Origin of the sequence: Bacillus sp. MSP13 (genome assembly GCF_000815295.1) — a bacterium.
GTDB classification, from domain to species: domain Bacteria; phylum Bacillota; class Bacilli; order Bacillales; family Bacillaceae; genus Bacillus; species Bacillus vallismortis.
Window position 1 is genome coordinate 249883 of sequence record NZ_JXAQ01000003.1, and the last position, 24053, is coordinate 273935.

Here is a 24053-nt window from a genome sequence, read left to right on the forward strand (position 1 = left end):
ATATGACGACAAGAAAAGACTCAGAATTAGAAGGTGTCACACTGCTTGGCAACCAAGGTACAAATTATTTGTTTGAATATGCGCCGGACGTGCTGGAATCATTTCCGAATAAACATGTAAACCGTGATTACTTTGTAAAATTCAACTGTCCTGAGTTCACATCTCTATGCCCGAAAACAGGACAGCCTGACTTTGCGACAATCTACATCAGCTACATTCCTGATGAAAAAATGGTTGAAAGCAAATCATTAAAGCTGTATTTGTTCAGCTTCAGAAACCATGGTGACTTCCACGAAGACTGCATGAACATCATCATGAACGACTTGATCGAATTAATGGACCCCCGCTACATTGAAGTATGGGGCAAATTCACGCCAAGAGGCGGAATTTCAATTGACCCGTACACAAACTATGGAAAACCGGGCACGAAGTATGAGGAAATGGCCGAGTATCGTATGATGAATCATGATTTGTATCCGGAGACGATTGATAATCGTTAATGAATCCGTTGTGTGTTACGGAGTGAGGTCCCAGTAAAATCCGAACATTTAGCGTTATTTGTAAGTGGAAATGTGACCCGGTCACAATTTGGCGGCCCTCCTGTGACCACACCGTGACTCAAAATATATAAACGTATGACCATGATCCCTGTCTTTTTGACGGGGATTTTTATTTGATAAAATTATTTAAAAGACGCCGATTTACTCAGCGTCATCTTCCGTAGTTTCCTCTATTTTTTATAGCTCCTTGACTTTCACGCCGAGCGTCTCCGCAATAGGGGAAATATGCCAACTTTCGTGGCGACTCTTCTTATTGAATCTTGCGGGACGACTGATGCTTATGCGAGTCTTGCCTGCGTCCATCCTTTTGCCTTCATAACAATGTGTAGGCGTGGTGTAGCGTTAAGTTTCATTTCGATCACCTTTGTGACTGAACTTGTCTATAGTAAACTACTGGTTATCATCGATAATTAAGGTAGCTTTTTATCTCGTTTTAAAGCTAGTAACAAAAGTTTCTCCGTCGTTCTCTGCGTTAACGATCAGCAAGGCACTTTCACTAATCCGCTGAGCGAGTGCTTTTTGTGCTTTCCCTTCAAAGCTGTATAAAAGGGCTGAATAAACATCGTTTAATTCTTCCTGCAGCGAATTCATTTCGAACGTTGGTTTAAGATTTTTTCGAACGGTAGCCAGCTTAGTATTGGCCACTTGCGTCATCCCTGATTTCAGCATTTGGCGCTGCAGCTGTTTTCGCATCGGGTCATCTTTATGTTCTAAAAGGTTATCTAATGTAGGCATTGCTTTGTCACTCCTATAATCTAAGCCAATTGGCGAGCATTTGATCTTTTTCCTCAAAGTCGTCGGCGATTTTATTCAAGAAGCCGCCTATCTCCTCAAGGTCTGTAATCGCTGCCTGCAATGAGTCTATGTATGATTGTTCTGCCTGTGTGTCGTAAAATATTGGTCCTTTATCGTAAGATTGAGCTATATCCTCTAACGTATTTGTTACATCCTGCGCATTAAGCTGGTCATAAAAGCCATGCCCAACTTGACCGTAAAATTCCGTTTTTAGTTCGGCAACTTTCTCATCGTGCTCTTGATAAGCATTTTGCGCTTCTTTTATCATCGTTCTCAGATCCTCGACCATCGCGTCAACTTTTTCGGCGAGTTTTTTCGCACTTTTGGGAGTGACTTTAATGGCATCCCCGCCGCTGATCGTGCCAGCCGGCAGCAATACGTTTAAGTTTTTTTCGTACACAAGCCCATCGCCGTTTACGTTTGTGATATTTCCGTTTTCATCAAAAGTAAAATTAGCCTCATTTAAACCGTGTGTATCTGGATTGCGGACAATAACTGTGCCTATAAAGTAGGCGAGGTTCTTAGCGATTTGGTCACTCCATCTCCCGCTAAGTCTCTGTTCGCGACTGAATTGCGATAGAGCTGGATTTTTTGTGTAAATTGTGGTCCCGTTGTGGCGATCATATTCGTTCCAGTAACCGGCTCCGACCATATCATCCGGGTTGATGATAGACCTCACGTAAGGGTCGTACAAGCCATCGTTTATTTCTTTTTGCTTGTTATCAGTATGCAGTTTGACGACAGAAGGGCTATTAAATGCGACCGCATAAATATCATTATTGACCGCACTGTATTCGGCTTCTGCGCCTCCAAGCGAATGACCTGTTGTTGAAACAATCGTCGATGTTCCGTTATACTTTCTTTTCACTTCCTTAACGAGCTGATCTGCTTGGTCGATTTGCGATGTTTTCATAATGAGTTTATAGTCTCCGGTTGTAAGCAGCGCGTCTTGAGAAGGTGTTCCGTTGTATTTTCCGAGTGTTTTAGACGTGTCTTTTGCGTCCTTTTTAACGATATAATGAGCTCCATTTTTGGGGTCGCTTCCAAAAACAATGTTGCCGCCGTCGGCTTTTACACCGTCATTAATAGGATCTTTTGCGAGATCCGTTCCTGCAAAGGATACGACAACATTTTCTGGGTTTTTGGATTTCACCCATTTGCCGTTTTTCTGTTCCGCTTGCACTAATACAACCGCGTCAAGCCCTGTGTCATCGTCTGATTTTATTTGGTCAACGTACCACCTAGTAGGAGATTTTATTTTTAAGGGTTTTTGGGTTCTTAAATGATTTTTAAGGGTTTCATAATCATAAGATATTTGGCTTATATAAAAATATTCTCGATCACTGATTTTCGGCACAACGACGTTTTTAGACATGTACAACACCTCAAAGTTGATGTAAAATTAATATAAGAAAGGATGAGTTTGTGAAAAAAAACATAATTATCCTAATCTCTGTTGTAATTATAGCATTAGGAGGTATTTACATGAAGTACCAACACGATAAAGATGAAACAGAACAAGAACTCTTTAACCAAGCGAAAGAAAAAATGGATAGTTACATAAAAGCTAATTACAGCGATATAAATCAAATTACATACTATAACGAGTACAAAATAAATCCTATGGGCGGTATTTCTGTAAAAGGGTATTTGAATGGTAATAAGGAAAAAGAATTCTTTGGACTTTATGATGAAACTAATGACGAAATAGGGGTTTCATCAGTCGATGCAGAAGAGAAGCCGGATTGTCAGGAGAAAGAGTGTGATTATTAATAAAGACGCCAGGCTGGCGTCTTTATTTTTGTATTATACCTTCAATTGCCTCGGATATCGTGGACTTTTTCTAAACCGCGAGCTACACGTGTACCTTTATCTGCTATTGTCGCATATGCTTCGTATGTATTATTGGCTTTAAACACTCTAACCGATAGATCCCTCTCCTTAAAGAGTAGCTATTCTTGTTTTTCTCCTTCAAATATCAAGATTATCTCCTTCTACTTCGATTAAACTTATAATCTCGTTTATATCTTCAATATCTAAGGCATTTGCTATACGTTCGATATGACCGAAATTAATATTCTGTTTCTTACCATTTATTAGCTCGCTTAACGCTGGTTGTCTTATTCCGCATTTATCAGCAAGAGCTCTGAGCGAAAGATTCTGCTTTTCCAAAAGATCTCCTATATTAACTTTTTCATTATTTAACTAAACCAACCATCCCCTAAAATCATATTTATCGCCGGACTTATGTAAAAAAAGACGAGTGAATCCGGGGGGAATTCCACTCGCCGCTTTCCCATGAAAAGACGGGATGCTGGATGGCAGCTCGTCTGTTTTATTATAATTTATCGAACGTATGTTTGTAAAGGTGTCTTTTTTTAAGAAATGGTTAATATAACGGTTGGAGAACAGATTCGTTGTAAACGGTTGTTAAGGTATGCTAAGATACATGGACTTTTAAAGGAGTGATACGAAGTGAAGACATTGCGTTTAAATGATGTAACGCTAGAAATGGATGCATTTAAAGTGGAAAGCGAGCCGAAGCGCAAAATCGCTTTCACCCTGAATGTGACAAGTGAGACTTATCATGATATCACTGTCCTGTTATATGAAAAAACGTTCAACGTCGAGATTCCTGACGAGAGTCTTGCCTTCCGGGGTGACATCGCCAATTACTCAACGTCATTGACCAACCTGTACGAAGCAGGGTCCGTCAGCGAGTTCTATATAGAGATAACGGAAACAGATCAAAACGCCGATTCATAATCGGTGTTTTTGGTTGTAAAAAAGCTGCCGGCCGGCAGCTTTTGAGAAAGCGAATTTCATATGTAAGGTGTTTAATTGACCGTCTTGCAGTTTTTGCGAATGAATGTGGGAAATTAGGAGGTTTTATAGGAGTCTCTGATGATCTTATAATTTTTATGATTAACAACTGTCAATGAATCTAACTCAAGATCCCGATAGTTATCCATGATCGTCACATCAACGATAACAGAATTCTCATTTACTTTTTCAACAACACCGGTTAATCCATTTTTAAATTCAATGACGTTTCCAACCTTAGCGATTTTCACAAGCTTCCTCTCCTTTTAACATAATAATGCCTTTTGAAAGTATTTTGCAGTATTTTCATTAAGAAGTAAAGTGATAAGGAGTGTTATCTCCCTCATGAATTGTCCAGATGCGATAAAGATGATATATTGATTTTCGTCAATAAAAAGAAAAAAGGGGGGGATTTCATTGCGTCCAGAAGAGATAATAGAAATAATTGACCAGCTGCGCACCGGCACAATTAACGAACTGAGAGTCCAGAAAGAGCATTTCTTGGCGTTCAGGGCCGTATTATCTAAGCAAGATGATTTTAAATATTTCCGAGGAATTGCCCAACAAGGCGGAGATGTGATCTTTCAATATTTAGAACAGCCAAGAAGCTAGAGGTTTCTCATTTGTGAGGAGCCTTTTTCTCATATGTGACAGAATGCAGGCCTTTTATGACAAGCAACTGTAACAGGCGTAAACAAAATGTAAATCGCCAAAAATGGATAAATGTGTTTCTTATTGACAAGATTTATAGAATTTCGGGCTGTTTTTCTTCCATTAATCAGTCTGTCATCCGGTATATTCCATCCCGATGCCTCCTTGGGAGAGTTGGAAAATCTTTTTCCGTGAAAATGAATGGATCTCTTGTTAAGGTGATGAAGTGTTTTTTGGGCACTTTAAGGAGGGAACTGTATGACGACAAAATTCACTGCTCTGGCTGTTTTGCTTCTTTGTTTCATGCCTGCAGCAAAAATTGAACATACACATGCTTCACTCATGAGCACAAAGAAGACAAAACATGAAGAAGCGAAATGGCTTTCACATATAGAACGAGGTACAGACGGATCTTTCCCTTCACTGTCTGCTGATAAGGACAAGAAAAAAATAAAGCCGATCAAGCTATCAGCACACACTGAAAAGAAAGAAAAAAAAGACAAGCCAGCCAAAACAACTGAAAAGAAAGAAACATATACACAGTCTGAAAAAGATCTGCTGTCTCGTCTCGTTCACGCAGAAGCTAAGGGAGAATCCTATAAAGGCAAGGTCGCTGTAGCAAGCGTTGTGATGAACAGAACGGAACAAAAAGGGTTTCCTGATACCATTAGAGGGGTTATTTATCAGAAAAACGCCTTTGAACCAGTCGCAAACGGAAGCATTAAGCAAAAACCTGATAAAGAATCGATTGCTGCTGCTGAAGAAGCGCTGTCCTCACAAAATAGAGAAACAGATGCCATATTCTTTTATAATCCAAAAACAGCGTCGGATGATTGGATTCGTTCAAGAAAAATCATAGAAAAAATCGGCGGGCACGTTTTTGCCATCTAAGCATAGAAGAGACAATTTGTCTCAGCTGTGCTTTTTTTTATATAAAGAGTAAAAATAAAATAATTTTTGAACTTGTCTCATATGATGTTGATAGTACAAGAGACAAGGAGAGACATCATGAATCGATTTGTGAAAGGGATCATACTTTTATCCATTGCCGCCTTTTTCGCCGAATGCCTTGAATTTGTCGTGAATATGATTTTGGCGCGGGAGCTTGGCGAGCACGGGATGGGGCTTTACATGAGTATTTTGCCCACGATCTTTTTAATTATCGTCATCGCAAGCCTGGAACTGCCGATCTCGATTTCTAAATTTATTGCCGAGTCAAACCCTAAGCTTCATGAAAGCATGCTGAGGCACGCTTTCAAAATGACAGCCGTTTTTACAGCGTTTTCTACTGCCGCCGCCAGTATTGCGCTTCCGTTTATTCCGGTATTTGATACATACCACCCGTTTATTAAAGGGATTGTGATCGGCTTAATTCCTATTGTCGCCTTTACTTCAATTGCCAGGGGCTACTTTATGGGTGTTCAAAAAATGGGGAAAATCGCAATCGCCAATGTGCTGAAAAAAATCATCCAGCTCTTGTGCCTATTCCTCTTTTTTCAATGGTACTCATTTGAATTGGATATGGCTGTGCTGATTTCCTTGTTTGTCCTCGTCGTGAGTGATGTGGTCGTGCTTGTTTATTTATATTCACAATTTATCATCGCGAGGCGGGCGGTATCCGGCCAGCAGCACATTCATTTGCGCGGAAAGGATGTAAGAAAACGACTGCTTGCAGTATCCATTCCTACAACAGGGCTGCGTATTTTTCATGCCATTGTCAACGCAATTGAACCCTTTTTAGTAAAAGGAGCGCTTTTGGCAGCTGGCGTTGCCGGGACAGCTGCAATTGATCAATACGGAATGCTTGCCGGGGTGGCTGTAACAATAGGCTCGTTCCCTGCTTTCATTGCCCATTCGTTAATGGTTGTCATGATACCTAGTATTTCGGAAGCTTATGCGCTTTCGCAATATGACATCGTATTAAAAAGGCTGAAGCAGTCGATTTTCATTACATTTGGCTACGGTATACCGGCTGTCTGGATCATGTTCCAGTTTGCAGGCCCTCTGACACATCTGTTTTTTCACTCACCTGAGGCGCAGTATTACTTGCAGCTGTTGTGGCCATATTTTCTCTTTCATCTGTTTGTCATGCCGCTGCAGGCGTGCTTAATTGGGATGGGATTTGTGAAAGAAGCTTTTTATCACAATGTGTGGAGTCATATCGTTGCGTTAAGTATGATGTATGTGCTGGGGTCAATGGAGAATTTGCAAATGCTCGGGATTATTTTGGGAATGAACACCGGCATGATTTTGCTGACGAGCCTGCACTATGCCACGATCTGCAAAGCGCTGCGTGTATCTGTTTTTCTTACGGGAGGAAACAGAACGCCGCGTATTGAAGGATGATAAAGAAAAGCAGGGGCAAGCTAATTAAAAAGCATGAAAGGAAGATTCCATGTTGACGAAGCGCTTGCTTGCTGTATGCCTTATGTTATGGGGGGTGCTTGCGTGCCTTCCCGATGTAGCAGCCGCTGAGGATAAACAGCCTGCAGTTCCCGCTGTTTTTCTTATGAAAACGATAGAAGGGGAGGATATCTCGATCCCGCATAAAGGGCAAAAAACGATCCTGCATTTTTGGACCTCATGGTGTCCGCCCTGCAAAAAGGAGCTTCCACAGTTTCAATCGTTTTATGATGCCCATCAATCTGGGAACGTGAAGCTGGTAACAGTGAATTTAGTGAACGCGGAGCAAAATCAGCAAGCTGTCGAAAACTTTATTGAAGCAAACAAGCTGACCTTTCCGATTGTTCTTGATTCAAAAGGAGAATTAATGAAGGAGTACCATATCATCACGATCCCAACTTCGTTTTTGCTAAATGAAAAGGGCGAAATTGAAAAAACAAAAGTAGGCCCAATGACGGCAGAACAACTGAAAGAGTGGACGAAAGAATAAGCTGAGCGTGTAGTCTTTAAGCTTTAGCGTGTCGACAAACCCGCGCATTCGGTGTCAGTCCTGCACATTGGTGCTCACGTGTTATGAAAGGAACGGCGGCTAAATGCTTAGACGTCCTGCCTTAACTTCATCACATCCTGTGGAAGTCTGCTCCAATACTCGTCCTTCCTAGACTTCAAGGATTTTCAACAACATCCGAAAACGAAAACCATTTTTCTGTAGCTGAGGGCGTAAACTCTCAGCTTTTATGTTTCAAGAAGAATTGGATAAATGTTAATGATAATTATTATCAAAAAGAAATTAAAATAATTATAATTGTAATTTTCTTCGGGCGTGCTATAATAAAGGAAGACATCAAGGAATATCTGACAATAAAGCTGCCTTTTGGGCAGCAATTTTGTTTTTATAAGGGAAATGAAGATGATTTGCGTTCTCAATTAGAGAGGAGAATTTGATATGAATGAACAAGTTATCGCTCCACACGATCCGCACGAGCCATTAAAAACAGAACAGAGAGAAAATAACTGGGCACAGCATGCTGAGCTTATTGCAGCACTCGTATCAGGCGCTCTTATTTTGGCCGGCTGGCTCTTATCCGGACATCAAGTATTGTCAGTATCGCTTTACTTGCTGGCTTTTGTGATCGGCGGGTTTGCTAAAGCAAAGGAAGGAATCGAAGAAACGTTCGAATCCAAAACCCTGAATGTAGAACTTTTAATGATTTTCGCTGCCATTGGTTCGGCATTAATCGGATACTGGGCAGAGGGTGCTATTTTAATATTTATTTTTTCCTTAAGCGGCGCTTTAGAAACATACACGATGAATAAAAGCAGCAGAGATTTAACTTCTTTGATGCAACTTGAGCCAGAAGAGGCGACACTGATGGTCAATGGCGAAACAAAAAGAGTTGCGGTTGCCGACTTGAAGGCCGGTGATATGATTATGATCAAGCCCGGAGAACGAGTAGCGGCAGACGGTGTCATTGAATCTGGCTCAACAAATCTAGACGAGTCAGCATTAACAGGTGAGTCAATGCCTGTAGAAAAACACATTGGTGACGCGGTATTTACTGGGACTGTGAATCGCAACGGCTCCTTAACCGTCCGTGTCACAAAAGCAAATGAAGATTCGTTGTTCAGAAAAATCATCAAACTGGTTGAATCAGCCCAAAACAGTGTTTCACCCGCACAGGCTTTCATCGAACGATTTGAAAATGCTTATGTAAAAGGTGTGCTGATCGTGGTGGGGCTCCTGTTATTCGTGCCGCACTTTGCGCTTGGGTGGAGCTGGAGTGAAACCTTCTACCGCGCAATGGTGTTTATGGTTGTCGCGTCACCTTGCGCGCTTGTCGCCTCTATTATGCCGGCGGCGCTCTCCTTGATTTCTAACGGCGCCCGCAACGGCATGCTTGTAAAAGGAAGTGTCTATCTTGAGCAGCTGGGCTCTGTGCAAATGATCGCCTTTGATAAAACAGGCACTGTAACAAAAGGGCAGCCTGCTGTCGAAGCTGTCAGGATCGCAGACGGTTTCAGCGAAACGGAGGTTCTGGAGGCCGTCTATGCCATCGAAACGCAATCAAGCCATCCGCTCGCTCAAGCTATAACAGCGTACGCTGAAAGCCGCGGCGTGAATCAGTCCGGATACATATCAATAGAAGAAACATCAGGGTTTGGTGTTATGGCAGAAGTGTCGGGCGCGAAATGGAAGATCGGTAAAGCGGGTTTTATCGGCGAGGAAAAGGCAGCACAATTTATCAAACAAACAGCACCAGATATTATTCAAAGCGGCCATACGATTGTATTTGTGAAAAAGGATGACCAAATAGCAGGCTGTATCGCACTGAAAGATCAAATCAGGCCCGAAGCAAAAGAGGTCATGGAAGAATTGAACCGACTGGGGATTAAAACGGCCATGCTGACAGGGGATCATGAGGACACGGCTCAAGCGATAGCGAAGGAAGCCGGAATGACAACTGTTGCAGCTGAGTGCCTGCCTGACCAAAAAGTGAATGAAATCAAACGGTTAAAAGAAGAATTTGGAACGATTGCAATGGTCGGTGACGGAATCAATGATGCGCCGGCACTCAAAGCGGCGGATGTCGGCATTGCAATGGGCGGCGGAACAGATGTCGCTCTTGAGACCGCCGATATGGTCCTCATGCAAAACGATTTGAAAAAGCTCGTAAACATGTGCCGCTTGTCACGGAAAATGAACAGGATTGTCAAACAAAATATCGTATTTTCTCTAGCTGTCATCTGCTTGCTGATTTGTGCAAACTTTTTACAGGTGATGGAATTGCCTTTTGGCGTGATTGGTCATGAAGGAAGTACGATCTTGGTTATATTAAATGGATTAAGACTTTTAAAATAAAATCAGCAGTCCAATTGGGCTGCTGGTTTTTTATGTATCAAGCTTTTCCTTCTTTTTTGTCTTTTTCAGGTCTTTTCGTAACGAGAATGAGTGCAAGGATGCAACATAGGCAGCCCGCTGCACAGCCTATGATCGAGCTGTAATAATAAAAACCAACCATCTTCATGCCAATAAAAGGAGCGGAAATTCCCAAAACCGTTAAGAGCATAACTGCTTTTCGCCTAAAAAAATTCATCAGCAAAACGGAACAACTCCCTGCGTTTGAACTCTACTGTCAGTATACAGGATGGGAGAGAGGAAATAAAATGGATCTGAAAATGAAGGCGCCGCGAAAGGCAAACACCTGTAAAACCTGTTACAATGGAAAGATAGAACGATGTATTGAAATGGCAGGGAGGAACAAAAAGTGAATAGAATACAACGCGTCTCTTCATGGCTGAAGGAAGCAGGGCATACTGCCGCATTTATTCATACGAAAGAAAATGTTTTTTACTTAACCGGCTTTTACACAGAGCCGCATGAAAGATTAATGGGTTTATTTATTTTTCAAGAAGAAGAGCCTTTCTTTGTTTGTCCCGGAATGGAAGCAGACCAGGCCCGCAATGCAGGCTGGAATCATGAAATCATTGGTTATGCGGATCACGAAAATCCGTGGGAGCTGATAGAGAAAGCCTTGAAAAAGCGACATATCGGCATACATACACTTGCGGTAGAAAAGGACTCGATCTCACTGTCACGCGGAGAACAGCTGAAGCACTCTGTCGGCGGGGCTCAGTTTGTTTCAGCCGAAGAAACACTCAATCAATTTCGGCTCATTAAAGACGACAAGGAAATTCGTGTGCTGCAAGAGGCGGCAAAGCTTGCTGATTTCGGTGTTGAAGTCGGCACAGCTGCTTTACGTGAAGGCGTTAGTGAAGTGGAAGTGCTCGCTCAAATCGAGTATGAGCTGAAGAAAAAAGGGATTCAGGGCATGTCTTTCTCCACAATGGTTTTATTCGGGGAAAAATCAGGCCAGCCCCACGGAAATCCGGGCTCAGCCACATTGAAGAAAGGTGATTTTGTTTTATTTGATCTCGGGGTTATTCTTGACGGGTACTGCTCTGATATTACAAGAACATTTGCATACAAGAGCATCAATACGAAGCAAGAAGAGATCTATGAGACGGTGCTTCAAGCGGAAAAAGCCGCGATTGAGGCAAGTAAACCCGGAATCAGAATCGGAGACCTGGATTTAACTGCCCGCGGTATCATTGAAAAGGCGGGATACGGTGATTATTTTCCTCACCGGCTGGGACACGGACTCGGAATTTCTGTCCATGAGTACCCATCAATGAGCCAAGCCAACGATACACTGCTGCAGGAAGGCATGGTCTACACGATCGAACCAGGGATTTATGTGCCTGAGATCGGCGGCGTGCGCATAGAGGATGACGTTCATGTGACAAAAGACGGAGCGGTTGCTCTGACCCAATTTCCGAAGGAATTGATCATACTGCCATAACAGGAATAAAAAAGGACTTTGTTCTCGACATCGTCCTTTTTTCTCTGCATTACATAAAAAAATCATCAAATGTTCGAAATGGTTCGATTTCATGTTTTTGGTTGAGCGGTTTTACTGCAAGATAGCTGCCGCCGAGAACAGTCAAACATAATCCAATTAAAATGAAGAAACCCATGTAATCCTTCTCCTTTCAGCTAAAAACATAAAATATGTCTGGTATGTTCATATCTTATTGTATGAAACGCATTCCAGATCAAGGGGTTTTCGAAAGAAGGGAATCTATGGCCAATATTAAAGACATTGCAGAAAAAGCCGGTGTCTCCATTACAACGGTTTCCCGAGTCATCAACAACCATCCTTACGTCAGCGAAGACAAAAGAAATAGGGTGCTTGAGGCAATGGAAGCGTTGGCGTACACGAGAAATATCCATGCCGTGCATTTATCGAAAGGATATTCAAACATGATTGGCGTTGTCTTGCCGACGATTCATCTGCCTTATTTTGCAGAGCTGATTGCGGGCATAGCCGATGCAGCCGAGGAATCCGGGATTCACCTCTCTTTATTCCAAACCAACTACGATGTACAGAAAGAAATTTTTGCGCTGACCCAGTTAAAAGAGTGCCAAGTTGATGGTTTGATTTTTTGTTCGAAAGCGCTTGCTGATGAGAGGCTCATGGATTGGAAGGGCCCGATATTGCTTTGCCAGAATTCAGATATCGGCCGTTTTTCAACCATCAGCATCCCTCATGAACAAGCATTCAGGTACGGCTTGGACTATTTAATGGCCAAAGGCCATAAAAAAATAGCCATCTGTTTGGCAAGAAAGAAGGGCATGAACAGCCATTTTCGAATCAAAGCCTATAGAGAAGCATTGGAAGAGATCGGAGAGGCGTTTCATGAAGATTGGGTGATCGAGAAAGCGATTTCAATCAATGATGGGAAGGCGCTCTTTCATAAGTGGAAAAATTGGAAGGAGAAGCCGACGGCTATTTTTGTCGCCAATGATCAAGTTTCAGCAGGGCTTTTACTTGAAGCAAAGGCGCGGCGGGTATTGGTGCCAGATGAGCTTGCCATTTTAAGTGTTGATAACCATGAAATCAGCCAATCGCTTGGCATCACAACGATCGACATTCAAACAAAGGAAATGGGAAAGCAGGCGTTTGCGATGCTGGAAAAAAGAATTCAGGGACAGCCGATTGAAAAGAAAGTTCTCGATTACCGCCTCATCGAAAGATCGACTGTTTAGTGAAAGCGTTGAAAAAATGTTTGACGTGCATTCCGTTCGTTATGTACGATATGAGGTATTGAATGACAAAGGAGCTGAGGATCGTGAATGGGTCCTTTACAGTGAAAAAGGTACTGAATAATAACGTATTAATTGCTTCTCATCATAAATACAGTGAAGTCGTTTTAATCGGAAAAGGGATTGGTTTCGGAAAAAAACAAGATGACGTCATTGAAGATAAAGGCTACGAGAAAATGTTCATTTTAAAGGACGAAAAGGAACAAAAACAGTTTAAAAAGCTCCTTGACTATGTTGATGAAAAACTTGTTGATATTTCAAACGATGTCATTTATCACATCAGCAATAGGACGAACCACTCATTAAATGAACATATTCACATTGCGCTGACTGACCATATCGCTTTTGCGATCAAAAGACAGCAGCAGGGCTTTGATATGAAAAATCCATTTTTAATGGAGACTCAATCACTATACCCTGAAGAATACCAAATAGCCAAAGAAGTCATAGATATGATCAATGAAAAAGCTGGAATCTTCCTTCCAGAAGGGGAGGTCGGTTTTATCGCCCTTCATATTCATTCGGCCCTGACAAACCGTTCGCTGTCCGAAGTCAATCAGCACTCGCAGCTGATGGCGCAGCTTGTCGAGGTGATTGAAGACTCATTTCAAATGAAAGTGAACAAAGAAAGTGTCAACTATTTGCGGCTGATCCGCCATATCAGATTTACAATAGAAAGAATTAAAAAAGAAGAACCGACTAAAGAACCAGAAAAATTAATGTTGTTATTGAAAAATGAATATCCGCTATGCTACAATACAGCTTGGAAATTGATTAAAATCTTGCAGCAAACATTAAAGAAACCAGTTCATGAGGCGGAAGCGGTTTATCTGACGCTTCATCTGTACCGATTAACCAATAAAATTTCATAAAATCAGTTTATCCTTATAACGTGTTACTGATCCGATCAGGCATGAGTGATTGAGGGGAAAAAACGGGAAATCAATTCTCGTTCTTTTGTGCACCCAATTTTGCTCATGCCCTTTTTGTTGTGTAAAAGGGCAAATGTAAACGGTTAAACTGGGAAATTTACGCCTGTGAATTCGTTGTCATGATTTTTAGCTGTAAGGTCAGACTAGTAAAAAAGAGGAGGTCAATTCTTATGTTTAAAGCATTATTCGGCGTTCTTCAAAAAATCGGGCGCGCCCTTATGCTTCCAGTTGCGATCCTTCCAGCTGCGGGCATCCTGCTTGCGATCGGAAATGCGATGCAAAATAAGGACATGATTGAAGTCCTGCATTTCTTGAGCAATGACAATGTCCAGCTCGTAGCAGGTGTTATGGAAAGCGCTGGACAGATTGTTTTTGATAACCTTCCGCTCCTATTCGCAGTAGGTGTAGCCATCGGGCTTGCCAACGGTGATGGAGTTGCAGGGATTGCAGCAATTATCGGTTATTTGGTGATGAACGTATCCATGAGTGCGGTTCTTCTTGCAAACGGAACCATTCCTTCCGATTCAATCGAAAGAGCCAAGTTTTTCACGGAAAGCCATCCAGCATATGTAAACATGCTTGGTATACCTACCTTGGCGACAGGCGTGTTCGGCGGTATTATCGTCGGTGTGTTAGCTGCCTTATTGTTTAACAGATTTTACACAATTGAACTGCCGCAATATCTTGGTTTCTTTGCGGGTAAACGCTTCGTTCCAATTATTACGTCAATTTCTGCACTGATTCTGGGTCTTATTATGTTAGTGATCTGGCCTCCTATCCAAAATGGATTGAATGCCTTTTCAACAGGATTAGTGGAAGCGAATCCAACCCTTGCGGCATTTATCTTCGGGGTAATTGAACGTTCGCTCATTCCATTCGGTTTGCACCATATTTTCTATTCGCCGTTCTGGTATGAATTCTTCAGCTATAAGAGTGCAGCAGGGGAAATCATCCGCGGGGATCAGCGTATCTTTATGGCGCAGATTAAAGACGGCGTACAGTTAACAGCAGGTACGTTCATGACAGGTAAATATCCATTTATGATGTTCGGTCTGCCTGCCGCGGCGCTTGCGATTTATCATGAAGCAAAACCGAAAAACAAAAAACTCGTTGCGGGTATTATGGGTTCTGCGGCCTTGACCTCTTTCTTAACAGGGATTACAGAGCCATTGGAATTCTCATTCCTATTCGTTGCCCCTGTTTTGTTTGCGATCCACTGTGTGTTCGCAGGGCTTTCATTTATGGTCATGCAGCTGTTGAATGTTAAAATTGGGATGACATTCTCCGGCGGTCTTATTGACTACTTCCTATTCGGTATCTTGCCGAACCGGACGGCATGGTGGCTTGTCATCCCTGTCGGCTTAGCGATTGCGGTCATTTACTACTTCGGATTCCGATTTGCCATCCGCAAATTCAATCTGAAAACACCGGGACGCGAGGATGCTGCTGCTGAAACTGCAGAAACTGGGAAAACAGGTGAAGCTGGAGATCTTCCGTATGAGATCCTGCAGGCAATGGGTGACCAAGAAAACATCAAACACCTTGATGCTTGTATCACTCGTCTGCGTGTGACTGTAAACGATCAGAAAAAGGTTGATAAAGACCGTCTGAAACAGCTTGGCGCTTCCGGCGTGCTGGAAGTCGGCAACAACATTCAGGCTATTTTCGGACCTCGCTCTGACGGTTTAAAAACACAAATGCAAGATATCATTGCGGGACGCAAGCCAAGACCTGAACCGACAACATCTGCTCAAGAAGAAGTAGGTCAGCAGGTAGAGGAAGTCATTGCAGAACCGCTGCAAAATGAAATCGGCGAGGAAGTTTTCGTTTCTCCGATTACCGGGGAAATTCACCCGATTACCGATGTTCCTGACCAAGTTTTCTCAGGAAAAATGATGGGCGACGGTTTTGCGGTTCTCCCTTCAGAAGGTGTTGTTGTATCGCCGGTTCGAGGAAAAATTCTTAATGTGTTCCCGACAAAACACGCGATTGGCCTGCAATCCGACGGTGGAAGAGAAATTTTGATCCACTTTGGGATTGATACGGTCAGCCTGAAGGGTGAAGGATTTACGTCTTTCGTATCAGAAGGAGACCGCGTTGAGCCCGGACAAAAACTTCTTGAAGTTGATCTTGACGCAGTCAAACCGAATGTACCATCTCTCATGACACCGATTGTGTTTACGAATCTTGCTGAAGGAGAAACAGTCAGCATCAAGGCAAGCGGTTCGGTCAATAGAGAACAAGAAGAAATTGTGAAGATTGAAAAATAAGGTGTTAGTACGCTGTGCTTGTCAGATGACAAGTACAGCTGTATGATATAATATTGTGAAGTAATATAGCTTTAAGTTAAAAGGAGAATGATAAAAATGGCACAAAAAACATTTAAAGTAACTGCAGATTCTGGAATCCACGCTCGTCCTGCGACAGTTCTAGTACAAACTGCAAGCAAATACGACGCTGATGTTAACTTAGAATATAACGGCAAAACAGTAAACCTTAAATCTATCATGGGTGTTATGTCTCTAGGAATCGCTAAAGGCGCTGAGATCACAATCTCTGCTACTGGCGCTGACGAAAACGATGCTCTTAACGCTTTAGAAGAAACAATGAAAAGCGAAGGACTCGGCGAGTAATGCAAGAATTAAAAGGGATTGGCGCTTCAGCCGGCATCGCGATTGCAAAAGCGTACCGGCTTGAAGAGCCAGATTTAACGGTTGAAAAGAAAAACATCTCTGATTCTGAAGCGGAAGTAAGCCGTTTTGATGAAGCGATTGCACGTTCAAAAGAAGAGCTCGAAAAAATTAAAGAGCACGCTTTGAAAGAACTTGGTCAGGATAAAGCTGACATTTTTTCTGCTCACCTTTTAGTTCTCAGTGACCCTGAGCTGCTAAACCCTGTGAAAGAAAAAATCAGCACTGATTCAGTGAACGCTGAATTCGCTTTAAAAGAAACGTCTTCTATGTTCGTTACTATGTTTGAATCAATGGACAACGAATATATGAAAGAGCGTGCGGCTGATATTCGCGACGTAACAAAACGCGTAACCGGCCACCTGCTTGGCGTCGAAATTCCAAACCCGAGCATGATCTCAGAAGAGGTTATTATCGTAGCTGAAGACTTAACACCGTCTGACACAGCTCAATTAAACCGCGAGTTCGTAAAAGGATTCACAACTGATATCGGCGGACGCACATCTCACTCTGCCATCATGGCTCGTTCTCTTGAGATTCCAGCAGTTGTCGGTACGAAAACGGCTACAGGCACGATCCAAAACGGCGTGACTGTTATCGTTGACGGTATCAATGGCGATGTCATTATCGATCCATCTGCGGAAACTATAAAAGAGTATGAAGAAAAACATAATGCTTATTTGGCTCAAAAAGCTGAGTGGGCGAAGCTTGTCAATGAACCGACTGTCTCAAAAGACGGCCATCATGTAGAGCTTGCAGCAAACATCGGTACACCTGATGATGTAAAAGGCGTTCTTGAAAACGGCGGAGAAGCAGTTGGCCTTTACCGTACAGAGTTCCTTTACATGGGAAGAGATCAGCTGCCTACAGAAGATGAGCAATTTGATGCATACAAAACGGTTCTTGAGCGTATGGAAGGAAAATCAGTTGTCGTGCGGACACTTGATATCGGCGGAGACAAAGAGCTTCCTTACCTGCACCTTCCTAAAGAAATGAACCCATTCTTGGGTTACAGAGCGATTCGTCTTTGCCTTGAAGAGCAAGAAATCTTCAGAACACAGCTTCGCGCCCTGCTTCGCGCAAGTACATACGGAAACCTGAAAATCATGTTCCCTATGATTGCGACAGTTAATGAATTCAAAGAAGCAAAAGCGATCCTGCTTGAAGAGAAAGAAAAGCTTGTCAAAGCGGGACAGACTGTATCTGACGATATTGAAGTCGGTATGATGGTTGAAATTCCGTCAACTGCAGTCATCGCTGATCAGTTTGCTAAAGAAGTTGATTTCTTCAGTATTGGAACAAACGATTTGATTCAATACACAATGGCTGCTGACCGTATGAATGAACGTGTATCTTACCTGTATCAGCCATACAACCCGGCAATCCTGCGCTTGATTACACTCGTGATTGAAGCGGCACACAAAGAAGGTAAATGGGTTGGCATGTGCGGAGAAATGGCAGGAGACGAGATAGCGATTCCAATCCTTCTCGGCTTGGGCTTAGATGAGTTCTCAATGAGCGCAACTTCTATCCTTCCGGCTAGAACACAAATCAGCAAATTGTCTAAACAAGAAGCTGAATCATTCAAAGAGACAATCTTATCTATGAGCACGACAGAAGAAGTTGTCGCGTTTGTAAAAGAAACATTCAAGTAATATACAAAAACCAGACGGCCTTCGGCCTGTCTGGTTTTTTTCATAAGCAAGGGTATAAAAGGGCACAATAACATGGCTAGGAGGGATAGTATGTCAAACCATTTTAACGCAGGAGATCAGGTGTATGTGATCTACAGAAATCCGCACGCCGCCAATGTTGCTCACATAAAGGAAGCAGAAATTGTGCATCACCCATACCATGAAGGTGAGCTTTCTCTGTTTATTTTTGAGACCTATCATCCGTTTGCAGAGGATGATGCTGTGTTTGCAAGCTATGAAGAAGCGAAATCAAGTTACAAAGAACTATTTGATATCGATCCTTATGAGTAACAAGGAAATCATTACAACTCATATCCTTTCCGTCTTATGAGAAAAGTAACGTTAGTAAAGGAAAAGGATGTGGCATTATGCAGAACCCATTTGTTCCGCAGCTTGTGTATATTGAACCGAGAGCGCTGGAATACCCGTTGGCCCAAGAACTACAGGATAAATTTGAGAACATGGGCATTGAAATCAGAGAAACGACATCCCACAATCAGGTGCGTAATATTCCTGGGAAAAACCACCTTCAGCAATATCGCAATGCGAAATCAACTTTAGTCATCGGTGTCAGAAAAACATTAAAGTTTGACTCTTCCAAACCCTCGGCTGAATATGCCATTCCGTTTGCAACAGGCTGCATGGGGCATTGCCATTACTGCTACCTGCAAACAACCATGGGATCAAAGCCGTATATCAGAACTTATGTCAATGTCGAAGAGATTTTAGATCAGGCAGATAAGTATATGAAGGAGCGAGCACCGGAGTTCACAAGGTTTGAAGCCTCATGTACATCAGATATTGTCGGAATTGATCACCTGACTCACACATTGAAGCGCGCCATTGAACATTTTGGACAAAGTGATCTCGGAAAGCTTAGATTTGTAACGAAATTCCATCATGTCGATCACCTTTTAGACGCAAAGCACAACGGGAAAACAAGATTTAGATTCAGTATTAATGCCGACTATGTAATTAAAAACTTTGAGCCGGGAACATCACCTCTTGATAAACGGATAGAGGCCGCTGTAAAAGTTGCAAAAGCAGGGTATCCACTAGGCTTTATAGTAGCGCCGATTTATATTCATGAAGGCTGGGAAGAAGGATACAGACATTTGTTTGAAAAGCTTGACGCTGCTTTGCCGCAGGACGTTAGACATGATATTACGTTTGAATTAATACAGCACCGTTTTACCAAACCAGCCAAACGGGTGATTGAGAAGAATTATCCAAAGACAAAACTCGAATTAGATGAAGAAAAGCGGCGTTATAAATGGGGCCGTTACGGGATCGGAAAATATATTTATCAGAAAGATGAAGAACATGATCTTCGGGAAACGCTTGAATCCTATATTGATGCTTATTTCCCTAATGCGAAACTCGAATATTTCACTTAATCGGGCTGTTGTGATGAACAGCTCGCTTTTTTATATTAAAAGAATTTTTCCATTCCATTAAGACACCGACATCCAATCATTCTTTATCCTCGAAATCATTGCCGATTACATGAATCGGTGAACGGCCGCACTGGAGGAGAAAGAGAGCACATGGGTTTTTTCTTGCCCTTTATCCTGTATTGTACAGCGCTGATCTCGTGTGCGAATCTATGATAGAAGGAATACGCCCACCGCCGAGAAGGCGCTCAAGCCGTTTCTCAATAGTCAGCTCATACATGGTGTTCATGAGCCATTTTCCAATTCGAAGCAATCAAAACTGAAATATTCACTACAATGAAAGTATTTCCATCTCTTTGATTAAATCAGCTCCATTTGGTCGGCTGCTGAAACATCGCCTCAAACTACGGCCGTGGTGCACATACATTTGATTTTATGGCCATTCCCCTCCTTATGTCGTTTCAACCAAGAATGAGACTGAATTTTCAGTAAATACGTTCCGTTTTTCATATAATTTATTTTTTGATTATTCATTTTTTAAACGAAGGGACCGATATAGAAAGTAGGAGGGGATTGGTTTGTTTAAAAAACTGCACATGAAGATTGCTGTTTTTGTTTCGATCATGTTAATCGTCACAGTTGGTCTTTTAATGCTGTCTTCGTATCTGACACTAAAACCGTTGATTACAGAGGATGGGAAAAATACTACTCAAAACGTGACGCAGTCACTTGAACAAAATATTGAATTGCAATTAAAAAATTATGCCACATCGTTATCAAGATTGGCTAACGGGGAATTAGCCCATACGTTTGTAACGAAACCAAGTAAAGAAGCTTCTCGGCTGTTTAACGATGATATTAAACAAATCAAAGATCATGATGATTATGTTGCGATGGCTTACATAGGCACCGCAAAAAAAGAAATGTTTACATATCCGAAAGCCGATTTTGCTGATGATTATGATCCAACCTCGAGACCATGGTATAAGCTTGCAGCTGAAACTCCTGATCAAGCCGTTTGGACGGAGCCTTATCAAGATGTCGTGACGGGAGATATGATTGTCACCGCTTCGAAAGCGATCCTTGACGGACAAAAAGTGGTAGGGGTTGCCAGCTACGATTTGAAACTCTCTGCCATCCAGAGCATGGTCAATAAGCAAAAGGTGCCTTACAATGGATTTGCCTTTTTAGCTGATGCGAGCGGCAATCTTTTAGCCCATCCGGCAAACCAAGGCAAAAATATATCAAAGGATCAAACACTGAAAACCATTGCATCTGACAAAAAAGGGATACAGAATGACAATGGGAAAATGGTTGTGTACCAAACGATTGAAGAAACGGGCTGGAAAGTCGGAACCCAATTTGATACTGACAAATTAATGTGGATTTCCGATAAAATGAATCGGGCGAATCTTTTGATATCATTGATTGCGCTTGTTGTTACAATCATTCTCAGCTACTTACTGGCCAAAACGATAACCGGTCCGATACAGCAGCTGATTGTAAAAACAAAGGCAGTTTCCGCAGGCGATTTAACCGTTCATGCTGAATCTAAATCCAAGGATGAAGTCGGGATCCTCACTAGAGACTTTAACCAGATGGTAGAAAATATGAAGGAAATGGTTGAACAAGTGAGACTGTCTTCAGGGAAAGTATCTGATACCTCTGAGCAGTTAACAGCTGTCTCCGCCGAAACAAATGAAACAAGCGGACAGATTGCAAAAGCGATTGAAGAAGTGGCAGCAGGGGCATCGGAACAAGCTTCAGAAGTAGAGACCATTAACGAAAAATCAGAAAGTCTGTCAACAAAAATCAGACAAATTGCTGCGGAGGCAGGCGGAATGAAAGAACGCTCAAAATCGTCTGAGGATGCAAGCTATAAAGGGCTTGATGCGCTTGGCCAGCTGCTGATGAAGTCAAACGAAGCCAACACGGAAACGAAAAAAGTTGAAACAATGCTGCTTGATTTAGAAAATCAAACAAAGAATATTGAAGAAGTGGTTACAGCGATCTCGAATATTTCTGACCAAACGAACTTGCTTGCTTTAAATGCCAGCATTGAGGCTGCCAGAGCCGGAGAAAGCGGACGCGGATTTGCTGTCGTAGCCGAAGAAGTGCGGAAGCTTGCTGAGCAATCTGCGCTTTCGACAAAGCATATCAGCGAGACTGTAAAGCTTATCCAGGTTGAGACGAAAGAAGCTTCTCACGCAATGGTTGAGGCAAGCAGAATGAATGATGAACAAAACGGTGCCATTCATGAGACTGGAGAGGTATTAAACACGATTACCGTGGAAATGCAGTCACTGGTTCAAGGCATTGACCACATTTACGAAGAAATTCAAAGAATGAGTAACGAACAGCTCGCGATTTCTGAAGCCATTCAAAGCATTTCAGCCATATCACAGGAATCAGCCGCTGCAGCAGAAGAAGTGAATGCATCAACTGATGAGCAGCTGATCACCCTTGATAAAGTCAAACACTCAACGGAAACATTAAAGCATGCAAGCCAAGAGCTGATGAACACAATTGCGAAATTCACATTGTAACCCTTACATCCCCAAAAACTTGGGGATTTTTTTATGTGAAGAGTCTACTATACGAAGAATAGATATGGTAGTCTAGAAAATGAAGGAAATATGATAAATTTTAACTAAAATCCAAATAAGCCCTCTGGGAGGAATGACTTTGAAAAAAACAATTGGTTTTATCGGTCTTGGCGTGATGGGAAAGAGTATGGCATCACATATTCTGAATGACGGGCATCCTGTATTGGTGTACACCCGGACAAAAGAAAAAGCAGATACCATCCTGCAAAAAGGCGCGGTATGGAAAGAAACCGTCAAAGATCTTTCAAAAGAAGCGGACGTTATCATTACAATGGTCGGCTATCCCAGTGACGTTGAAGAAGTGTATTTCGGAAACAGCGGAATCATTGAAAACGCAAAAAAAGGCGCATATCTGGTTGATATGACGACATCTAAGCCTTCGCTTGCGAAGAAGATTGCTGAAGCGGCCAAAGAAAAAGCATTATTCGCTTTAGATGCCCCTGTTTCCGGCGGAGATATCGGTGCACAAAACGGAACACTCGCAATTATGGTTGGTGGAGAAAAAGAAGCCTTTGAGGCCTGCATGCCAATTTTTTCTTTAATGGGAGAAAATATTCAATACCAAGGACCGGCTGGAAGCGGCCAGCATACCAAGATGTGTAATCAGATTGCAATCGCAGCTGGAATGATCGGTGTGGCTGAAGCAATGGCATATGCACAAAAATCTGGCTTGCAGCCTGAAAATGTCCTGAAAAGCATCACGACGGGCGCAGCGGGAAGCTGGTCATTGTCAAATCTTGCTCCCCGTATGCTGCAAGGCAACTTTGAACCGGGCTTTTATGTAAAGCATTTTATTAAAGATATGGGAATTGCGTTGGAGGAAGCGGAATTAATGGGAGAAGAAATGCCAGGCTTATCGCTTGCGAAATCCTTTTATGACAAGCTCGCTGCACAAGGTGAAGAAAACAGCGGAACTCAGAGTATCTATAAGCTTTGGGTGAAATAAAAAAGATTGCCTGGTAAGATACAGGCAATCTTTTTTATATTATTTTCCGATGAATTGCTGTGTCCAGTAACTTCCGGACTCAACGTAGCCGACACCGATATGAGTAAAGTTAGCGTTTAGGATGTTTTTTCTGTGTCCTTCACTGTTCATCCAGGCTTTCACTACCTCTTCTGGTGTTTTCTGGCCCTTAGCAATGTTTTCACCTGCTGTTTTGTAGCTGATACCGAAAGATTTCATCATATCAAACGGTGAACCGTAAGTTGGGCTTTGATGATCAAAGTAGTTCTTGTCTTTCATATCCTGAGATTTTGCGCGTGCAGATTTGCTTAATGTTTCATCAATTTGAAGCGGCTTTAAGCCTTGTTTTTGTCTTTCTGCATTTGTGAGCTCAACAACTTTTTTCTCATATGCGCTTACAGATGAAGGCGCAGATGTTGTTTTATTTGTTTTTTCAGCAGCTGCAGGTGCTTTAGAAGCAGTATTTTGTTTAGGAGCTGCTTTTTTGGCTGTCTTTTTCGCAGGTTTTGCCGTTTCTGTCTTTTGAACATCCTGAATATTCATGTTAGATTGCTTCGCATGTTTTTGAAGAAGCTTCTTAAGCTCTTTTTCATTTGCAGCGTTTAATGTTTTGATATTTGTTTTCATATGCAGTTTTTTGACGATATCGTTAAGGGACATGTTTTGCACTGTGTTCCCCATTTTTACCTTTACCACATGCTGGCAGGAGAGTTCTTTCGCTGATGCTTGCTGTACGCCTCCGAATGTGAATAATCCCACCGCAGCGGCAGCAGATAAAATAAATGCTTTCTTCATTAGTTCATAACCTCCTAGAGTTGTTTGTTTCTACAAAAAAATCATAACATAGCTTTTTTGTCATAAAGCAACCATCTCTTT

Annotated in this window: 25 protein-coding genes and 1 pseudogene; 18 read left to right on the forward strand and 8 right to left on the reverse strand. The window is 42.2% G+C overall.

All coding sequences use genetic code 11. The annotated features are described in order from the left end of the window. Nucleotides 1-2: 2 nt before the first annotated feature. A complete protein-coding gene (queF, locus tag SC79_RS02600; RefSeq protein WP_039073756.1) occupies nucleotides 3-500 on the forward strand; it encodes a preQ(1) synthase in 498 nt (165 codons plus the stop codon). A gap of 483 nt (nucleotides 501-983) precedes the next feature. On the opposite strand, the gene SC79_RS02605 is transcribed toward queF, so the two are convergent. Both SC79_RS02605 and SC79_RS02610 read right to left on the reverse strand, forming a co-directional pair. Next, the gene (locus tag SC79_RS02605; RefSeq protein WP_039073757.1) at nucleotides 984-1295 is read right to left on the reverse strand and encodes a hypothetical protein; all 312 of its coding nucleotides are present in this window, start codon (nucleotides 1293-1295) and stop codon (nucleotides 984-986) included. A 13-nt stretch (nucleotides 1296-1308) separates the two neighbouring features. Continuing rightward, nucleotides 1309-2730 (reverse strand): lipase, encoded by a 1422-nt coding sequence (locus tag SC79_RS02610; protein WP_039073758.1) that lies wholly within the window; start codon nucleotides 2728-2730, stop codon nucleotides 1309-1311. A 110-nt stretch (nucleotides 2731-2840) separates the two neighbouring features. On the opposite strand from SC79_RS02610, the gene SC79_RS02615 reads away from it, so the two are divergent. Further along, nucleotides 2841-3128: a DUF1433 domain-containing protein gene (locus SC79_RS02615; RefSeq protein ID WP_039073759.1), complete on the forward strand. Its 288-nt coding sequence runs from the start codon at nucleotides 2841-2843 to the stop codon at nucleotides 3126-3128. Between the two features lie 198 nt (nucleotides 3129-3326). On the opposite strand, the gene SC79_RS02620 is transcribed toward SC79_RS02615, so the two are convergent. Then, nucleotides 3327-3527, reverse strand: a complete 201-nt coding sequence (locus SC79_RS02620) for a helix-turn-helix domain-containing protein (RefSeq protein WP_052245558.1) — start codon at nucleotides 3525-3527, stop codon at nucleotides 3327-3329. Between the two features lie 303 nt (nucleotides 3528-3830). Between SC79_RS02620 and SC79_RS02625 the strand changes: the two genes are divergently transcribed. Continuing rightward, entirely contained in the window at nucleotides 3831-4121 is a 291-nt protein-coding gene (locus SC79_RS02625) for a DUF3219 family protein (RefSeq protein WP_039073761.1), read from the forward strand. Between the two features lie 113 nt (nucleotides 4122-4234). Here the strand turns inward: SC79_RS02625 and SC79_RS02630 are convergent, their stop codons facing one another. After that, complete coding sequence (locus tag SC79_RS02630; RefSeq protein WP_010328531.1) at nucleotides 4235-4429, reverse strand: YkvS family protein; 195 nt, start codon at nucleotides 4427-4429, stop codon at nucleotides 4235-4237. Nucleotides 4430-4595: 166 nt separating this feature from the next. Between SC79_RS02630 and SC79_RS02635 the strand changes: the two genes are divergently transcribed. The 5 genes from SC79_RS02635 (at nucleotide 4596) to pfeT (ending at nucleotide 10092) form a co-directional block, all read left to right on the forward strand. Further along, nucleotides 4596-4790, forward strand: a complete 195-nt coding sequence (locus SC79_RS02635; RefSeq protein WP_039073762.1) for a hypothetical protein — start codon at nucleotides 4596-4598, stop codon at nucleotides 4788-4790. Between the two features lie 297 nt (nucleotides 4791-5087). Continuing rightward, nucleotides 5088-5720: a cell wall hydrolase gene (locus SC79_RS02640; protein ID WP_039073763.1), complete on the forward strand. Its 633-nt coding sequence runs from the start codon at nucleotides 5088-5090 to the stop codon at nucleotides 5718-5720. Nucleotides 5721-5837: 117 nt separating this feature from the next. After that, the gene (gene ykvU / locus SC79_RS02645; protein WP_010328528.1) at nucleotides 5838-7175 is read left to right on the forward strand and encodes a sporulation protein YkvU; all 1338 of its coding nucleotides are present in this window, start codon (nucleotides 5838-5840) and stop codon (nucleotides 7173-7175) included. Nucleotides 7176-7224: 49 nt separating this feature from the next. Then, a complete protein-coding gene (gene stoA / locus SC79_RS02650; protein WP_039073764.1) occupies nucleotides 7225-7722 on the forward strand; it encodes an endospore biogenesis thiol-disulfide oxidoreductase StoA in 498 nt (165 codons plus the stop codon). A gap of 456 nt (nucleotides 7723-8178) precedes the next feature. Continuing rightward, nucleotides 8179-10092, forward strand: a complete 1914-nt coding sequence (gene pfeT / locus SC79_RS02655; RefSeq protein WP_039073765.1) for a metal-transporting ATPase PfeT — start codon at nucleotides 8179-8181, stop codon at nucleotides 10090-10092. A 37-nt stretch (nucleotides 10093-10129) separates the two neighbouring features. On the opposite strand, the gene SC79_RS02660 is transcribed toward pfeT, so the two are convergent. Then, nucleotides 10130-10333 (reverse strand): hypothetical protein, encoded by a 204-nt coding sequence (locus SC79_RS02660; protein WP_010328525.1) that lies wholly within the window; start codon nucleotides 10331-10333, stop codon nucleotides 10130-10132. Nucleotides 10334-10498: 165 nt separating this feature from the next. Between SC79_RS02660 and papB the strand changes: the two genes are divergently transcribed. Beyond that, entirely contained in the window at nucleotides 10499-11593 is a 1095-nt protein-coding gene (papB, locus tag SC79_RS02665; protein WP_039073766.1) for a di/tri-peptidase, read from the forward strand. Nucleotides 11594-11642: 49 nt separating this feature from the next. Here the strand turns inward: papB and SC79_RS21490 are convergent, their stop codons facing one another. Then, nucleotides 11643-11768 (reverse strand): hypothetical protein, encoded by a 126-nt coding sequence (locus SC79_RS21490; protein ID WP_052245559.1) that lies wholly within the window; start codon nucleotides 11766-11768, stop codon nucleotides 11643-11645. Nucleotides 11769-11874: 106 nt separating this feature from the next. On the opposite strand from SC79_RS21490, the gene SC79_RS02670 reads away from it, so the two are divergent. The 7 genes from SC79_RS02670 to splB all read left to right on the forward strand — a co-directional run bounded on the left by SC79_RS02670 (nucleotide 11875) and on the right by splB (nucleotide 19610). Continuing rightward, entirely contained in the window at nucleotides 11875-12840 is a 966-nt protein-coding gene (locus SC79_RS02670) for a LacI family DNA-binding transcriptional regulator (protein WP_039073767.1), read from the forward strand. Nucleotides 12841-12902: 62 nt separating this feature from the next. After that, entirely contained in the window at nucleotides 12903-13769 is an 867-nt protein-coding gene (glcT, locus tag SC79_RS02675; RefSeq protein ID WP_039073768.1) for a glucose PTS transporter transcription antiterminator GlcT, read from the forward strand. A 230-nt stretch (nucleotides 13770-13999) separates the two neighbouring features. Further along, a complete protein-coding gene (gene ptsG / locus SC79_RS02680) occupies nucleotides 14000-16099 on the forward strand; it encodes a PTS glucose transporter subunit IIABC (RefSeq protein WP_039073769.1) in 2100 nt (699 codons plus the stop codon). A 96-nt stretch (nucleotides 16100-16195) separates the two neighbouring features. Beyond that, nucleotides 16196-16462 carry a phosphocarrier protein HPr gene (locus SC79_RS02685; protein WP_003218637.1) on the forward strand — a complete coding sequence of 89 codons (267 nt, stop codon included), beginning with the start codon at nucleotides 16196-16198 and terminating at the stop codon, nucleotides 16460-16462. Beyond that, complete coding sequence (gene ptsP / locus SC79_RS02690; RefSeq protein ID WP_039073770.1) at nucleotides 16462-18174, forward strand: phosphoenolpyruvate--protein phosphotransferase; 1713 nt, start codon at nucleotides 16462-16464, stop codon at nucleotides 18172-18174. Before SC79_RS02685 ends, ptsP begins: the two co-directional genes overlap by 1 nt. Nucleotides 18175-18264: 90 nt before the next feature. Next, nucleotides 18265-18504 carry a splAB operon transcriptional regulator SplA gene (splA, locus tag SC79_RS02695; RefSeq protein WP_039073771.1) on the forward strand — a complete coding sequence of 80 codons (240 nt, stop codon included), beginning with the start codon at nucleotides 18265-18267 and terminating at the stop codon, nucleotides 18502-18504. Nucleotides 18505-18581: 77 nt separating this feature from the next. Further along, entirely contained in the window at nucleotides 18582-19610 is a 1029-nt protein-coding gene (gene splB, locus SC79_RS02700) for a spore photoproduct lyase (RefSeq protein ID WP_010328517.1), read from the forward strand. On the opposite strand, the pseudogene SC79_RS20365 reads toward splB, so the two are convergent. Continuing rightward, nucleotides 19607-19917: pseudogene (locus SC79_RS20365) on the reverse strand (GNAT family N-acetyltransferase); the annotation flags it as partial. The gene splB and the pseudogene SC79_RS20365 overlap by 4 nt on opposite strands. A 268-nt stretch (nucleotides 19918-20185) precedes the next feature. On the opposite strand from SC79_RS20365, the gene mcpC reads away from it, so the two are divergent. Together mcpC and SC79_RS02710 are read left to right on the forward strand one after the other, a co-directional pair. Then, nucleotides 20186-22153 (forward strand): methyl-accepting chemotaxis protein McpC, encoded by a 1968-nt coding sequence (mcpC, locus tag SC79_RS02705; RefSeq protein ID WP_039073772.1) that lies wholly within the window; start codon nucleotides 20186-20188, stop codon nucleotides 22151-22153. Nucleotides 22154-22292: 139 nt separating this feature from the next. Further along, the gene (locus tag SC79_RS02710; protein WP_039073773.1) at nucleotides 22293-23159 is read left to right on the forward strand and encodes an NAD(P)-dependent oxidoreductase; all 867 of its coding nucleotides are present in this window, start codon (nucleotides 22293-22295) and stop codon (nucleotides 23157-23159) included. Nucleotides 23160-23198: 39 nt separating this feature from the next. On the opposite strand, the gene SC79_RS02715 is transcribed toward SC79_RS02710, so the two are convergent. After that, nucleotides 23199-23972: a CAP domain-containing protein gene (locus SC79_RS02715; protein ID WP_039073774.1), complete on the reverse strand. Its 774-nt coding sequence runs from the start codon at nucleotides 23970-23972 to the stop codon at nucleotides 23199-23201. Nucleotides 23973-24053: the final 81 nt, after the last annotated feature.

Excerpts from the sequence above, each read along its gene's own strand:
- queF (WP_039073756.1), top strand. The coding sequence starts at position 3 with ATGACGACAAGAAAAGACTCAGAATTAGAAGGTGTCACACTGCTTGGC.
- SC79_RS02605 (WP_039073757.1), bottom strand. The coding sequence starts at position 1,295 with ATGCCTACATTAGATAACCTTTTAGAACATAAAGATGACCCGATGCGA.
- SC79_RS02610 (WP_039073758.1), bottom strand. The coding sequence starts at position 2,730 with ATGTCTAAAAACGTCGTTGTGCCGAAAATCAGTGATCGAGAATATTTT.
- SC79_RS02615 (WP_039073759.1), top strand. The coding sequence starts at position 2,841 with ATGAAGTACCAACACGATAAAGATGAAACAGAACAAGAACTCTTTAAC.
- SC79_RS02640 (WP_039073763.1), top strand. The coding sequence starts at position 5,088 with ATGACGACAAAATTCACTGCTCTGGCTGTTTTGCTTCTTTGTTTCATG.
- ykvU (WP_010328528.1), top strand. The coding sequence starts at position 5,838 with ATGAATCGATTTGTGAAAGGGATCATACTTTTATCCATTGCCGCCTTT.
- stoA (WP_039073764.1), top strand. The coding sequence starts at position 7,225 with ATGTTGACGAAGCGCTTGCTTGCTGTATGCCTTATGTTATGGGGGGTG.
- pfeT (WP_039073765.1), top strand. The coding sequence starts at position 8,179 with ATGAATGAACAAGTTATCGCTCCACACGATCCGCACGAGCCATTAAAA.
- SC79_RS21490 (WP_052245559.1), bottom strand. The coding sequence starts at position 11,768 with ATGGGTTTCTTCATTTTAATTGGATTATGTTTGACTGTTCTCGGCGGC.
- SC79_RS02670 (WP_039073767.1), top strand. The coding sequence starts at position 11,875 with ATGGCCAATATTAAAGACATTGCAGAAAAAGCCGGTGTCTCCATTACA.
- glcT (WP_039073768.1), top strand. The coding sequence starts at position 12,903 with ATGACAAAGGAGCTGAGGATCGTGAATGGGTCCTTTACAGTGAAAAAG.
- ptsG (WP_039073769.1), top strand. The coding sequence starts at position 14,000 with ATGTTTAAAGCATTATTCGGCGTTCTTCAAAAAATCGGGCGCGCCCTT.
- SC79_RS02685 (WP_003218637.1), top strand. The coding sequence starts at position 16,196 with ATGGCACAAAAAACATTTAAAGTAACTGCAGATTCTGGAATCCACGCT.
- ptsP (WP_039073770.1), top strand. The coding sequence starts at position 16,462 with ATGCAAGAATTAAAAGGGATTGGCGCTTCAGCCGGCATCGCGATTGCA.
- splA (WP_039073771.1), top strand. The coding sequence starts at position 18,265 with ATGTCAAACCATTTTAACGCAGGAGATCAGGTGTATGTGATCTACAGA.
- splB (WP_010328517.1), top strand. The coding sequence starts at position 18,582 with ATGCAGAACCCATTTGTTCCGCAGCTTGTGTATATTGAACCGAGAGCG.
- SC79_RS02715 (WP_039073774.1), bottom strand. The coding sequence starts at position 23,972 with ATGAAGAAAGCATTTATTTTATCTGCTGCCGCTGCGGTGGGATTATTC.